Annotated in this window: 12 protein-coding genes; 9 read left to right on the top strand and 3 right to left on the bottom strand. The window is 68.2% G+C overall.

Annotated elements, in window-relative coordinates; translation table 11 throughout:
* Window positions 1-48: 48 nt before the first annotated feature.
* Genes T8T98_RS10415 through T8T98_RS10405 form a run of 3 tightly spaced genes read left to right on the top strand, consistent with a single transcriptional unit; the run spans window position 49 to window position 2,337 of the window.
* A complete protein-coding gene (locus T8T98_RS10415; RefSeq protein WP_251105231.1) occupies window positions 49-525 on the top strand; it encodes a DUF1203 domain-containing protein in 477 nt (158 codons plus the stop codon).
* Between the two features lies 1 nt (window position 526).
* The gene (ada, locus tag T8T98_RS10410; RefSeq protein WP_407675121.1) at window positions 527-1,564 is read left to right on the top strand and encodes a bifunctional DNA-binding transcriptional regulator/O6-methylguanine-DNA methyltransferase Ada; all 1,038 of its coding nucleotides are present in this window, start codon (window positions 527-529) and stop codon (window positions 1,562-1,564) included.
* Entirely contained in the window at window positions 1,561-2,337 is a 777-nt protein-coding gene (locus tag T8T98_RS10405; protein ID WP_251105233.1) for an isocitrate lyase/PEP mutase family protein, read from the top strand. The genes ada and T8T98_RS10405 overlap by 4 nt, the downstream gene beginning before the upstream one ends.
* Before the next feature lie 6 nt (window positions 2,338-2,343).
* On the opposite strand, the gene T8T98_RS10400 is transcribed toward T8T98_RS10405, so the two are convergent.
* The 3 genes from T8T98_RS10400 to T8T98_RS10390 all read right to left on the bottom strand — a co-directional run bounded on the left by T8T98_RS10400 (window position 2,344) and on the right by T8T98_RS10390 (window position 6,857).
* Window positions 2,344-2,970 (bottom strand): glutathione S-transferase family protein, encoded by a 627-nt coding sequence (locus T8T98_RS10400; RefSeq protein WP_251105234.1) that lies wholly within the window; start codon window positions 2,968-2,970, stop codon window positions 2,344-2,346.
* Between the two features lie 25 nt (window positions 2,971-2,995).
* Complete coding sequence (locus tag T8T98_RS10395) at window positions 2,996-4,621, bottom strand: hypothetical protein (protein ID WP_251105235.1); 1,626 nt, start codon at window positions 4,619-4,621, stop codon at window positions 2,996-2,998.
* Between the two features lie 70 nt (window positions 4,622-4,691).
* Window positions 4,692-6,857 carry a primosomal protein N' gene (locus tag T8T98_RS10390; protein WP_251105236.1) on the bottom strand — a complete coding sequence of 722 codons (2,166 nt, stop codon included), beginning with the start codon at window positions 6,855-6,857 and terminating at the stop codon, window positions 4,692-4,694.
* 150 nt (window positions 6,858-7,007) lie between these two features.
* On the opposite strand from T8T98_RS10390, the gene fsa reads away from it, so the two are divergent.
* From fsa to T8T98_RS10360, 6 genes are all read left to right on the top strand, one after another.
* The gene (fsa, locus tag T8T98_RS10385) at window positions 7,008-7,661 is read left to right on the top strand and encodes a fructose-6-phosphate aldolase (RefSeq protein ID WP_251105237.1); all 654 of its coding nucleotides are present in this window, start codon (window positions 7,008-7,010) and stop codon (window positions 7,659-7,661) included.
* Window positions 7,662-7,764: 103 nt separating this feature from the next.
* Window positions 7,765-9,585: a cobaltochelatase subunit CobT gene (gene cobT / locus T8T98_RS10380; protein WP_251105238.1), complete on the top strand. Its 1,821-nt coding sequence runs from the start codon at window positions 7,765-7,767 to the stop codon at window positions 9,583-9,585.
* 471 nt (window positions 9,586-10,056) lie between these two features.
* Window positions 10,057-10,728, top strand: a complete 672-nt coding sequence (locus T8T98_RS10375; protein WP_251105240.1) for a nitroreductase — start codon at window positions 10,057-10,059, stop codon at window positions 10,726-10,728.
* Window positions 10,729-10,783: 55 nt separating this feature from the next.
* The gene (gene cysS / locus T8T98_RS10370) at window positions 10,784-12,229 is read left to right on the top strand and encodes a cysteine--tRNA ligase (RefSeq protein WP_251105241.1); all 1,446 of its coding nucleotides are present in this window, start codon (window positions 10,784-10,786) and stop codon (window positions 12,227-12,229) included.
* 148 nt (window positions 12,230-12,377) lie between these two features.
* Window positions 12,378-12,863 (top strand): endonuclease domain-containing protein, encoded by a 486-nt coding sequence (locus T8T98_RS10365; protein ID WP_251105242.1) that lies wholly within the window; start codon window positions 12,378-12,380, stop codon window positions 12,861-12,863.
* A complete protein-coding gene (locus T8T98_RS10360) occupies window positions 12,860-13,798 on the top strand; it encodes a D-2-hydroxyacid dehydrogenase (RefSeq protein ID WP_251105243.1) in 939 nt (312 codons plus the stop codon). Before T8T98_RS10365 ends, T8T98_RS10360 begins: the two co-directional genes overlap by 4 nt.
* Window positions 13,799-13,837: the final 39 nt, after the last annotated feature.

Here is a 13,837-nt window from a genome sequence, read left to right as displayed (position 1 = left end):
CCGCGAGCCGATGCATAGCGAGCGGGCAATCGAACAGGAGCGGTTTTCATGGCATATCGCATTCGCGGGCTCGACCCCGCACAGTTCGCGGATCGTTTCGCAATGGGTGGGGACGCGCTGGCCGCAACGCTTTCGCAGCGGCTGACCGCGCGGCCCGAAGGCTACTATGCCTGCCGGGTGAGCCTGCAGGAAGCGGCACCGGGCGAGGAGGTGCTGCTGACCAATTTCACCCATCACGATCCGGCCAACCCCTATCGCAGCGCCTTTGCCATCTACGTGCGCAGGGATGCCGATGAACCGGCGGAGTTCGTGGACAGCCTCCCCCCGGTACTGCGCCGCCGCCCGATCGCGCTGCGCGGCTATACCGCGGACGGGTGCCTGCACCGGGCCTCGCTGGCGCTGGCGGACGACGTCGACGCCGCGATACGCGCTTTGCTCGAAGACCGGGACATCGCCTATATCGATGCCCACAACGCCGCGCATGGCTGTTTCGCAGCGCGTGTCGAACGGTATCGAGGGCTGTGAGATGGTGAGCGACGATCATGCCTGGGCCGCGGTCAAGCGGCGCGACAGGAGCTTCGACGGTCGCTTCGTCACCGGGGTGCTTTCGACCGGCATCTATTGCCGCCCGTCCTGCGCCGCGCGCCATCCCCGGCGCGAGAACGTCCGCTTCTTCGCCAGCGGGGCGGAGGCGCGCCGGGCCGGCCTGCGCGCCTGCAAGCGCTGCCTGCCCGACGACGTCGCGCGCGACGAAGCGGCGGTGGCCGCCGCGATCGACGAGATCCGGCAGGCCGTCGGCGATGCCGCGGGCCCGCCCTCGCTCGATAACCTGGCGCAGCTCACCGGCTATTCGCCGGGCCACTTCCAGCGGGTGTTCAAGCGCGCGATCGGCCTGTCGCCGGCCGCCTACGCCCGCGCCTTGCGCGACGAGCGCGTCCGCGACGCCCTGAGCGAGGGGGAAAGCGTGACCGGCGCGATCTACGACGCGGGCTTTTCCGCCCCTTCGCGGTTCTACGATTCGACCGGGGGGAGACTGGGCATGACGGCGAGCGCGTGGGTCAACGGCGGGGCGGGGGTGACGATCCGCTGGGCCCTGGTCGAAACGACGCTGGGGCCGATGCTGGTCGCCGCGACGGACAAGGGCGTGTGCCGCCTGTCGTTCGGCGAAGGCGAGGACGACTTGCGCCGGCGTTTCCCCAATGCCGACCTGGTCGAAGGCGGCGGGGCTTTCGCCCGGCTGCTGGCGGATGTCGTGGCGACGGTCGAATCGCCCGGCGATTTCGCCCACATCCCGCTCGACGTGAAAGGCACCGCCTTCCAGGAAGCGTGCTGGAAGGCGCTGCGCGAGATCCCGCCGGGGGAAACGCGCACTTACGCCGATATCGCCGCGGCGGCGGGCAATCCGAAGGCCGTGCGCGCCGCGGGCAGCGCCAATGCGCGCAACAATGTCGCCATCCTGATCCCCTGCCACCGCGTGGTCCGGTCCGATGGCGACCTGGGCGGCTATGCCTATGGGCAGGACATCAAGCGGGAACTGCTCAAACGCGAAGGAGCGAAGACATGAGCAAGATCGACGAACTGCGCGGCCTGCATGTTCCCGGCGATCCGCTGGTGCTGTTCAATGTCTGGGATGCCGGGTCCGCCCGCGTCGTGGCAAGGGCCGGGGCGGCGGCGATCGCGACGGGCAGTTACGGCGTGGCCGAATCGCTCGGCTATCGCGACGGCCAGACCGTTCCGCTCGACCTCGTCCTCGCCAATCTCGCGCGGATCATGTCGGTGACCGACCTGCCCGTGTCGGTCGACATGGAAGCCGGCTATGGCGACACGGTGGAACAGGTCGCCTCTTCCGTCGCCCGCGCGCGCGATGCCGGTGCCGCCGGGATCAACATGGAAGATCGCGGGCCGGGGCAGGACGCGCTCGTACCCGTCGCGCAGCAGGCCGAGCGCCTGGCCGCCGCCGCATCCAGCGGCGTCTTCGTCAATGCCCGCTGCGACGTGTTCCGGGGTCGCGACGCCGCCAGCGAAGGCAAGGCGCTTGTCGCCGGCGTCATCGAGCGTGCGCGCGCTTACGCCGATGCCGGCGCGGGCGGCCTGTTCGTGCCCTTCCTTTCCGATGCCGGCTGCATTGCCGCGATCTGCGAGGCATCGCCGCTCCCGGTCAATATCCTGTGGTCGCCGGCCTGCGGCGACCGGGCCGCGCTGGCCAGGCTCGGCGTGGCGCGGATCAGCCACGGGCACCAGCCCTGGGAAGCCGCGATGGCCATGCTGGAGCGCGAGGCGCAGACCGTCCTTGCCGGGGGAACGCCCGGCTACGCGGCCCAGGGCCGGCGTTACTGAAGCGGCCTAGTCCAGCTTGGGCGCCATGCCCGGTTCGCACTTCTCCATCGCGCGGCGATAGGCCTCGCGCCGGCCGATACGCTGGAGATAGGCGGCGATATTGGGAAAGGCGTCCAGGCTCGTCCCGCCGAACGTGCGCGCGGTGGTGAGGTTGAAGCCCATCATGATGTCGGCCGTGGTCAGCTGCGACCCGCCGAAGAACTCCGCCTCTCCCAGCCGCGCCTCGGCCAGGGCCCAGGCCTTCGCCGTCCGGCCGGTCACGAACTCGGGCACTTCGCCCATGCGCCCGGTGACGAGCGCCATCATGCCGTTGGTCATGAACGTGGCATTGGCGGAGTGGAACCAGAACAGGTGATCCGCAAAGTCGGGATGATCCGGGCCCGGCGACAGCCTGGCCCCGCCATACTTGCGGTCGAGGTAGTCGCAGATCGCCCCGCTTTCGCCCAGCGCCAGGTCGCCATCGGTGATGACCGGGGCAACGCCCATCGGGTGCAGCGCCTTGTACTCGTCGGGCGCGAGGTTGTTGTCTTCGCGCCGGGCATAGAGGCGCAGCGCATAGTCCAGCCCCAGCTCCTCGCACAGCCAGACGACCCGCTCCGACTGCGAGATGCGAAGGTGATGAACGGTCAGCATGGGGCTTCTCCTCGCGGCACGGGGTTCACGGCGCGGTCGGTTCTGTCTGCTGGCCGGTGCCGGTCTCGGCCGAAGTGCGCTCGGCGAGATGGTCTTCCAGTTCCTCCAGGAACTCCAGGGCTCCGCCCCCGCCGTGGGGGTTGTAGGCGAGAGCCTTCAGCAGGGCGATGGCCCGTGGGATCTCGTCGTGCGCAACCAGATCGTTGACATAGGCCATGCGCAGGCGGGACGATTCCGGAGCGAGCGTGAACGCCTGTCCGATCGCCGTGCGGGCGATGTCGGGTGCGGCCAGGCCGGTTTGGCGGAAGCTGTCATAGAACACGAACAACGGTTGCGGATCGCGCGGATCGGTTCGGTGCGCCTCCAGCAAGGCCTGGCGCAACGGGCTCCACGACCGGGTGGTCAGGTCGTCGGCCCGGGTAAGATCGCGCATCTGGAAGCGCACTTGTTCGACCCTTGCGCGCACATGCTGCGGGTCGGCGGCGAGCGCCTTCTCGATCGCCTGGCGGGCGGCCGCCTCGTGGACAAGCTGCTGGGGCGACGGGGCGTCGGGATCGTCGCCAACCTCTTCGCTCTCGCGTCGCTCGTCTCCGCCCTCCTTGTCCCCGTCCGCCGCGTCGACCGAGCGGGACAGCGCCAGTTCGGTCAGTGCCAGTTCGTACCAGACACCGGCATGGGCAGGCGACTCGGCGGCGAGTTCGAGCAGCTCCTCGCGCGTTCGCTCCAGGTCGGTTTCCATCAGCCGCTCCAGCCTCAGATCGACCAGGTCGCCTTCGGGACCCGACAGCGTCCGGATGTCCAGCCGTCCTTCATAGGGCAGCGGGGTTGAGGACGACCGGAAGCGCAGCGACTCGTTGACGTAGTTCTCCAGCGTCTCTTCCAGGTCGTCGAGCGAGCCGAAATTGCGCTCGGCCGCTACGCGCGGCTCCACGCCATTGGCGAAATCACGCAGGTAGCCCTGCAACTGGCGGCCTTTTTCCGGGTCGCTCATCGCCATGTGCACGAGCATCCAGGCCCGGCCGTAGTAGAGATCCACCTCGATGCGGGTCATCCCCTCGGTCGTTCCGAACAGGAGCTGGTCCAGATCGAGGCGATGGTTGCCCAGCAACGAACGTGCGCGGTGGTACGCGGGCTTGCCGAGATCCCAGCGGCCCTGCTTGTCGAACTCGACGGTCGAAAAGTACTCGGCGAAGCCTTCCACGTACCAGGCGGGATAGGCGGCCGTCAGGTGCCGGAACATGAAGTGGTGGGCATATTCGTGGAACAGCGTGGTCTGGCCCGACAAGGCGAACTTGGTGTTGGTCCGTTCGCGGTTGGTGACCGCGAAGCTGCCCTCGCCGCGGCTACGGTAGAAGCCGGCGATCGACGTTTCCCCCCGCCCCATCAGCCGGGCGATCTCGTCGGTCGAGCGCACCGCATAGATCGTCAGGCGGTTCTCTCCGCCGGCCGATGCGGGAAGGCGAAAGAACTGCCGTAACAGCGCATCGAAGCGCTCGGTGTCCTGGGCAAAGCGTTCGAGTTCGCGCGCCGAACCGTCGGAAAAGATGACGAAGTGATCGGTATCGGCGCGGTGCCAGTCTGCCCGGGCGCCGGCGGCTGCAAGACCGGCCAGGGCCAGGGTAACGGCGATGCGCAGGCATCTTGCGAACACGACTTGTCTCCCCCCGTTGCGCGTGTTTCGTCCATCATGCCCGAAACGCCTGATCGCGCAAGTCGATCGGTCAGACGAACGAATAGGGGTCGATGTCGATCGATACGCGCACGCCGCGGGGGAAGGCGAGGGCGTCCAGCCAGCTGCGGATCGTTTCCTGCAGGCGCGCGCTGCGGCGGGCGTTGATCAGCAGGCGGTAGCGATAGCGGCCGCGCAGCAGCGACAGCGGGGCGGGCGCGGGGCCGTAGATCGCGATGTCGGCCAGGTCGGGGCGCGTGCCGCCGATCGCGCGGGCGGCCTCTTTCGCTTCCGCCTCGTCCTCGCTCGACACGATGATCGCGGCCCAGCGGCCGAAGGGCGGGGCGCCGGCGTGGCGCCGTGCCTCCGTCTCCGCGGCATAGAAGGCATCGCGGTCGCCGGCGGCCAGCGCCGCGATCACCGGCGCTTCGGGATGGCGGGTCTGGATCAGCACCTGGCCCGGCTTCTCCCCGCGCCCCGCGCGCCCGGCGACCTGGGCGACCTGCTGGTAGGTCCGCTCCGCCGCGCGCAGATCGCCCCCCTCGAGCCCCAGATCGGCATCGACCACGCCGACCAGCGTCAGCTCGGGAAAATGGAAGCCCTTGGTCACCAGCTGGGTGCCGACGATCACGTCGATCGCCCGTTCCTCGACCTGCGCGACGAATTCGGCCGCGCGTTCGGGCGAATTGAGCGTGTCGCTGGTGGCCACGGCCACGCGCGCGCCGGGCAGGATCTCGGCCACTTCGTCGGCGATCCGTTCCACCCCGGGGCCGCAGGCGACGAGGCAGTCGGGCTCCCCGCATTCGGGGCATGTCGCGGGCGGCGCGGTCTCGTGGCCGCAATGGTGGCAGGCGAGGCGGCGGGTGAAGCGATGCTCGACCAGCCAGGCCGTGCAATTGGGGCATTCGAAGCGGAACCCGCAGTTGCGGCACAGCGTCAGCGGGGCATAGCCGCGCCGGTTGAGGAACAGCAGCGACTGTTCCCCCTTGTCCAGCCGCTCGGCCAGTTCCCGCGCCAGCCGCGAGGCCAGCCAGCGGCCGCGCTCGGGCGGGTCCTCGGTCAGGTCCACGGTGTCGATCGCGGGCAGTTCCGCCGCGCCGAAGCGGCTGGGCAGCTCAAGCCGTTCGTAGATCCCGCTTTCGGCCATCTGCAGGCTTTCGAGCGCCGGGGTCGCGCTGGCGAGAACCACGGGCAGCCGTTCGAAATGCGCGCGCATCACCGCCACGTCGCGCGCGTTGTAGCGCACGCCGTCGTCCTGCTTGAAACTGACCTCGTGCGCTTCGTCGACCACGATCAGGCCCAGCCGGGCATAGGGCAGGAACAGGGCGGAGCGCGCGCCGACGACGACTTGCGCCTCCCCGCTGGCGATCGCGCGCCAGGCGCGGCGGCGCTCGGTCGACTTGAGCGAGGAATGCCAGACGACCGGCGGCGCACCGAAGCGATCCTCGAACCGGCGGAGGAAGGCCTGGGTCAGCGCGATCTCGGGCAGGAGGACGAGGACCTGCCGATCCGCGTCGAGCGCGGCGGCAACCGCTTCGAAATAGGTTTCGGTCTTGCCCGATCCGGTCACGCCGTCGAGCAGGAAGGGCGCGAAGACCCCTTCGTTCACGGCCTCCACCAGCCGCGCCGCGACCGCGGCCTGTTCCGGGTTGAGGTCCACCGTCGCGTGACCGGCCCGGGCGCGGGGATAGGGGCGGTCGCAATCGACGGTGACCGCTTCCATCGCGCCCTGGTTGACCAGCCCGCGCAGCACGCCTTCGGAAACGCCGGCGATCTCCGCCAGCTCGCGGATCGTCGCCTGTTCGCCCTCCAGCCGCTCCATCGCGCGTTCGCGCTGCGAGGTCATGCGTTCGGGCATTCCGCCGCTCAGCCGGTACTCGGTCATCGTCGCCGGGCCGCGCAGCGCGCCGCCGCTGGAGATCACCATCCGCGCGACCGCCGACAGCGGGGCGCAGTAATAGTCAGCGGTCCATTCGATCAGGCGGCGCAGCTCGGCGCGCAGCGGGGGCACCGGGAGCACTTCGGCCAGCGGCCGCAGGCGCGCGTCGGGCACCGATTCGGCGGGCAGCCGCTCTTCCTCCCACGCGATGCCGACGATCTGGCGCGGGCCGAGCGGCGCGACCACGACCGATCCCGGTTCCACCGCCATGCCTTCGGGCACGCGGTAGTCGAGCGCGCCGAGCGCGGCGTTGAAGACGAGGAGACGGACACGGTTCATCGGCCCCGCCATATGAGAGCGCGCCCCCGCGCCCGGCAAGGCGCGGGCCGAGAAATCCTGCGAATTGTGCGGCCGCGCGCGTGCGATGGCCTAGCTCCGCCGGCCTGCCTTCGTTAGAGCGGGACGGGAATCGCCAATCGGAGCCGACCCATGAAATTCTTCGCCGACACTGCCGACACTGCCGAGATCGAGGAACTGGCCGCGACCGGCCTGCTCGACGGGGTCACCACCAATCCCTCGCTGATCGCCAAGTCCGGGCGCGACTTCATGGAAGTGACGAAGGAAATCTGCGCCCTCGTGGACGGGCCGGTGAGCGCCGAGGTCGTCGCGCTCGACCACGAGACGATGATGAAAGAGGCCGAGACGCTGCGCAAGATCGCGGACAACGTCTGCATCAAGGTGCCGCTGACGATCGACGGGCTGAAGACCTGCAAGGCGCTGACGGGCGACGGCACGATGGTCAACGTCACGCTGTGCTTTTCCGCCAACCAGGCGCTGCTGGCGGCCAAGGCGGGCGCGACGTTCGTTTCCCCCTTCGTCGGCCGGCACGACGACAACGGGTTCGACGGGATGGAACTTATCCGCGATATCCGCCTGATCTACGACAATTACCTGTTCGATACCGAGATCCTCGTCGCCTCTGTCCGCCACGCCACCCACGTGCTCGAAAGCGCGCGGATCGGGGCCGACGTGGCAACGATGCCGCCCGCGGTGATCAAGGGGCTGGTCAAGCATGTCCTGACCGACAAGGGCATCGAAGGCTTCCTGGCCGACTGGGCGAAGACCGGGCAAAAGATCGTATGATGATCTTTTGTCCGTCTCCCCGCGCAAGCGGGGACCTCGCGCCGCTGGCGCTCCGCCTGTGGCCTGAGGCCCCTGCCCTTGCGGGGGCACCGAAGGGATAGCATTGGCCGATCAGACACCCCTCGATCGTTTCAAGCGCGCGCTGACCGGCACGGCGCGCGCGCTTGCGCGCGAGAGCGAGGTGGAAGTGGCGTGGAGCGCCGATGCCCCGTCGGCATCGGGTCGTAATTTCCGCGTCCCGCTGCCGGGCCGCGACCTCCCGCCCGAACAGGCGCGCGAGGCGCGCGGCTTCGCCGACAGCTTCGCGCTCCGCCTGCGGCATCACGACAGTGCGCTCCATGCCCGCAACGCCCCGGCGGAACCGGTTGCGCGCGCCTGTTACGACATGGCGGAACAGGTCCGTTACGAGGCGCTGGGCGCCAATGGCTACAGCGGCATTCGCGAAAACCTCGACGCGGCGGTCGAGCTACGCACCGCGGCCGACCCGATCGCGCGGGCGCAGGGCGAGAACGAGGTCCCGCTGCAGACCGCGCTCGGCCTGATCCTGCGCGAGCGGCTGACCGGGGCCCCGGTGCCCGAACGCGCGCGGGCCGGCGTGGACATGGTGCGCGAGTTCATCGAGGCGCGGGCCGAACCCGATTTCGAGGCCCTGGCGCTCTCGCTCGACGACCAGAAGGCGTTCCAGTCGCTCGCGCTCGACATGTTGCGCCACCTCGAACTCGTCCGCCCGGAGGAGAACGAGGGCGGCGAGGACGAAGAGGGCGACGACGAGGACGGCGGCGAGCAGGACGAGGACGAGAGCGAGGGCGATGAAGGCGGCGAGGCGGAGCCGCAGGCGACCCAGATCGCCGGCGAGCCGGGCGAGGGCGAAACCGACGGCGAGACCGAGAGCGAGGCCGAATCGAGCGAGGAGACGGCCGACGGCGAGGCGGCCGACGACGGGGAGGAGGGCATGTTGCCGGTCCGCCCCAACCGCCCGTGGACCGACATCCCCGGCGATTTCGAGTACAAGCATTTCACCGACCGTTTCGACGAGGTGATCGAGGCGCCCGAGCTGTGCGACGCGGAGGAGCTGGACCGGCTGCGCAGCTATCTCGACAGCCAGCTGGCCGGGTTGCAGTCGGTCGTCACCAAGCTTGCCAACCGGCTGCAGCGGCGGCTGATGGCGCAGCAGAACCGCAGCTGGGATTTCGACCAGGAAGAGGGGCTGCTCGATGCCGCGCGGCTGGCCCGCGTCGTCATCAGCCCCGGGCACTCGCTCAGCTACAAGGTCGAACGCGATACCGAGTTCAAGGACACGGTCGTCACCCTGCTGATCGACAATTCGGGCTCGATGCGCGGGCGGCCGATCTCGATCGCCGCGATCAGCGCGGACATCCTCGCGCGCACGCTGGAACGCTGCGGGGTGAAGACCGAGATCCTCGGCTTCACCACCCGCGCGTGGAAGGGCGGGCAGAGCCGCGAGGCCTGGCTGGCCGACGGCAAGCCGCCGCATCCCGGGCGGCTCAACGACTTGCGCCACATCGTCTACAAGAAGGCGGACGAGCCCTGGCGCCGCGCGCGCCGCAACCTCGGCCTGATGATGCGCGAGGGGCTGCTGAAGGAGAACATCGACGGCGAGGCGCTGCTGTGGGCGCACCAGCGCCTGCTCGGCCGGCCGGAAGATCGCCGCATCCTGATGGTGATTTCCGACGGCGCGCCGGTGGACGATTCGACCCTGAGCGTGAACAGCGCCGGCTACCTCGAAAGCCACTTGCGCCGGGTGATCGACTGGATCGAGAAGCAGTCCCCCGTCCAGCTGGCGGCGATCGGCATCGGCCACGACGTCACGCGCTACTACCGGCGCTCGGTCACGATCATGGACGTCGAGCAGCTGGGCGGCACGATTATCGAGCAACTCGCCGACCTGTTCGAGGTGGAGTGACTAACGGAGCGCCCAACGGCCGCCGCCGATTCCATTTACCGAGCGAAATAAGTTTCGATGACCGGTGAATGACTCGGAGTCAGAGCTATTATTCTCTAATTCGCGTCGGATGACGGCGTCGATTGATGCAGGAAGAGACCTGCCTGCTTTCTGACGGATTTCTGTGACCGCACGATAAATCTCATGAAGGTCTGCCTCGCCACCCAAGCGACCCAAGGCCTCTACAATATCGTCTCTCCAACGCACTTTGTTTCCTTTCGATTTTGACGCTGACTGCCTGGGTTCAGCGAGCCGCTGTGACCTGACTTGAGGCGAACCGAGCATCCTCTTCAATATCTGGTCCTCAGTCTCTTCGCCCGGTTGACGCGCCGCCCAAATCAGCGAGAACACATCGGTCGAAATTTCGATCGTTCGCATAAAACCTCCAGAACGTTCGAAATAGCTCTAGAACGTTCTGGGAGGAAGTCAATAGTGAACGTATTAGAAGCCATCGCCAGCCGCCGCTCGGTGCGTGCGTTTCTCGACAAGCCGGTCGATCGCGAGACGCTCACCCGCATTCTTGAAAAAGCGCAGCGCGCGCCGTCGGGCGGGAACACGCAGCCGTGGCACGGGATCGTGCTGACGGGCGCGCCGATGCAGCGCCTGTTCGACCGGATCGCGCGGGAGTTTCCCAAGGGGCGCGCCGCCCATGCGCCCGAGTACCACATCTATCCGCCCGAACTCGACGGCCCCTACGAAGCGCGCCGCCGCGGGGTGGGGGAGGACATGTACGGCGCGCTCGAGATCGCGCGCGAGGACAAGGCGCAGCGCCTGGCCTGGTTCGCCAACAATTTCCGCGCTTTCGGGGCGCCGGTGCTGATGCTGGTCCACACCCCGCGATACATGGGCCCGCCGCAATGGAGCGATATCGGCATGTGGCTGCAGACGATCATGCTGCTCCTGCGCGAAGAAGGGCTCGATTCCTGCGCGCAGGAAGCCTGGGCGGTCTATTCCCCGCAGATCCGCGAGGTGGTCGATATCCCCGAGGATCACACGTTCTTCTGCGGCCTTGCCGTCGGCTATCGCGACCCGGATGCGCCGGTGAACCGTTTCCCGGTCGCCCGCGCGCCGCTGGAAGAGAGCTTGCGCTGGGAAGGGTGGTAATCCCCGCCCCCGCTCGCGGCTTGCGCTGCGGTGACGCGACTGTATCAGGCTCGCCATGACCGAAACGCCGCTCATGCTGTTCAACTCGCTCACCCGCGAGCTTGAGGAATTCGTTCCCGTCCATCCCGGCGAGGCGCGCGTCTATTCCTGCGGGCCGACGGTCTACAATTACCCGCATATCGGCAACATGCGCGCCTATGTCTTCGCCGACGTGCTCGGCCGCACGCTCTCGTGGAAGGGTTACGACCTGACCCACGTTATCAACATCACCGATGTCGGCCACCTGACCGACGACGGCGACGCGGGCGAGGACAAGATGGAGAAGATGGCCGCGGAAAAGGCCCAGTCCATCTGGGACATCGCGAAGCACTATACCGAGGCTTACTGGGCCGACGTGAAGGCGCTCAACATCCGCGAACCCGCCAAGTGGTCGGTGGCGACCGACTATATCGACGAGATGATCGATTTCGCGAAGTCGATCGCCGACCGGCACTGCTACGAGCTCGACAGCGGGCTCTACTTCGACGTGTCGACCGTCGAGGATTACGGAAGGCTGGCCCGCGCGGTCACCGAAGAAGGCGAAGGCCGGATCGAGACGGTCGAGGGCAAGCGCAATCCGGCCGATTTCGCGATCTGGCGCAGGACGCCGCCGGGCGAAAGGCGGCAGATGGAATGGGATTCGCCCTGGGGCAGGGGCGCGCCGGGCTGGCATCTCGAATGCTCGGTCATGGGCGAGAAGCTGCTCGGCTTCCCGTTCGACATCCACACCGGCGGGATCGACCACCGCGAGATCCACCATCCGAACGAGATAGCGCAGAACCAGGCCTTCTGCGGCTGCGGCGGCCTGTCCGAAGCCACCAATTCGGGTGCGAAGATCTGGATGCACAACAACTTCTTGGTCGAGCGCAGCGGCAAGATGAGCAAGTCGTCGGGCGAGTTCCTGCGGCTGCAACTGCTGATCGACAGGGGCTACCACCCGCTCGCCTACCGGATGATGTGCCTCCAGGCGCATTACCGCAGCGAGCTGGAATTCGGCTGGGAAGGGCTGGGCGCCGCAATGACGCGGCTGAAGCGGATCGTCATGGCGGTCGAGCGGCTGAAGGATGCCGCCTCGGGCGCTCCCGACCATCCCAGGTTCGCCCCGATGCGCGAGAAATTCGCCGCCGCCATGGCCGATGACCTGAACACCCCGATCGCGCTCGTCGCGCTGGAAGAGGCGCTCGCGGTCAAGAAAGTCGATGCCGGCGCGAAGCGCGCGGTGATCGAGGAGATGGACGCGGTGCTCGGCCTCAGCCTGTTCGACCTCTCGCGCGGCGACTTGCGGCTGCGGCCCCGGGACGCCACCGTCACCGAAGAGGAAATCGAGGCTGAACTGATCCGCCGCAAGGAAGCGCGCGCGGCCAAGGATTTCACGACTTCGGACGCGATCCGCGACGAACTGTCCGCGAAAGGCGTGGAGGTAATGGACGGCGATCCGCTCGGCTGGGACTGGAAGCTGTGAGGGAAGGCCCCTCCGTCAGCCGCTTGGGCGGCTGCCACCTCCCCAACGCAAGTCGTTGGGGAGGAACGATCGAGGCCGGCACCAGTCCTCCCCATCGTCTTGCGATGGGGAGGGGGACCGCTCGCGAAGCGAGTGGTGGAGGGGGGCCTTGAACCGCCCCGCCAAACCCAAACGCACCGTCGCGCGCGCGAAACGCCTGCGCCGTGAAATGTCGCTGCCGGAAATACTCCTGTGGCAGCAAATACGCGGCTCGCCGCGCGGCATTCGTTTCCGCAAGCAGCACGCCGCCGGTCCATATGCTCTCGATTTCTTCTGCGCGCGGGCCAACCTTGCGATCGAAATCGACGGCCTGGCGCACGACATGGGCGACAGGCCTGCTCGCGACGAAGATCGCGACGCTTGGCTGCGCGAGCGCCGGGTCGAAACGCTTCGCATTCCTGCCAGAGAGGTGATGACCGACGCGGTGCAGGTTGCCGAAGGAATTCTGGCCTTGGTGGAGGAACGGCTGATGGCGATGGGGAAGAAGGCCCCTCCGTCAGCCGCTGGCGCGGCTGCCACCTCCCCATCGCAAGCCGATGGGGAGGACTTGAGCGCCGATCCACCCGCCAACGAATCGAAGGAGCGAAGCCAATGACCGTTGCCGTGCTATCCGGGCTTGTCCGGCCGTTGGTGGAGGGCAAGTTGCCGGCGGGGATCGAGCCGCGCTGGTACACCTCGGTCGAGGAGCTTCACGCGCTTGCGCCCGAGGCGGAGATCGGCTGGTTCGACCTCGACGCGAAAGAGCCGATGGCCGAGGCGGTCCGGCGGGCGGAGAAGCTGCGCTGGCTCAGCTCGATCTACGCCGGGCTCGATTTCCTGCCGCTCGACCTGCTGCAGCGGCGCGGGGTCACGATCACCAATGGCGCGGGCATCAACGCGATCACGATCGCCGAATATGTCGCGATGGGGATGCTGACCATGGCCAAGGGCTACCGCGAGGTCGTGCGCGCGCAGGACCGGCGCGAATGGCTGGCCGATTCGCCGGGCAAGCGCGAACTGGCGGGCAGCCGGGCGCTGCTGCTGGGCTATGGCGCGATCGGCCGGTTGATCAGGCCGCGGCTGGAAGCCTTCGGGGTCGAGGTATCGGTCGTCCGCCGTTCGGGTGGGGAAGGGGTGCTGGGCCCCGACGAATGGCGCGTGCGGCTGGGCGAGTTCGACTGGGTGATCCTGGCCGTGCCCGCGACGCCGGAAACCGACGCGATGATCGGCGCGACCGAACTCGCCGCGATGAAGGCGGATGCCGTCCTGGTGAACATCGCGCGCGGCGCGGTGGTGGACCAGGACGCGCTTGTCGCCGCGCTGGAGGAACGGCGGATCGGCGGCGCGTTCCTCGACGTGACGACGCCCGAGCCGCTGCCCGCCGATCACCCGCTGTGGCGGCTCGACAATGCCCATGTGACGATGCACCTTTCCGGGCGGGCGCAATCGAAGATGTTCGCCCGTTCGGCCGAGCGCTTCCTGGCCAATTGCCACCGGTTCGTCGCCGGCGAGCCGCTGGAGCCGATCTTCGACCCCGCGCGCGGATACTGACGGGCGGCAGGGCCGGACCTTTCGCCCGCCGGCGGGATT

Source organism: Pelagerythrobacter marinus, from assembly GCF_034375205.1.
GTDB classification, from domain to species: Bacteria; Pseudomonadota; Alphaproteobacteria; order Sphingomonadales; family Sphingomonadaceae; genus Pelagerythrobacter; species Pelagerythrobacter marinus.
The sequence above is the reverse complement of the archived record's forward strand: the minus strand, read 5'-3'. Positions and strand labels throughout refer to the sequence as shown.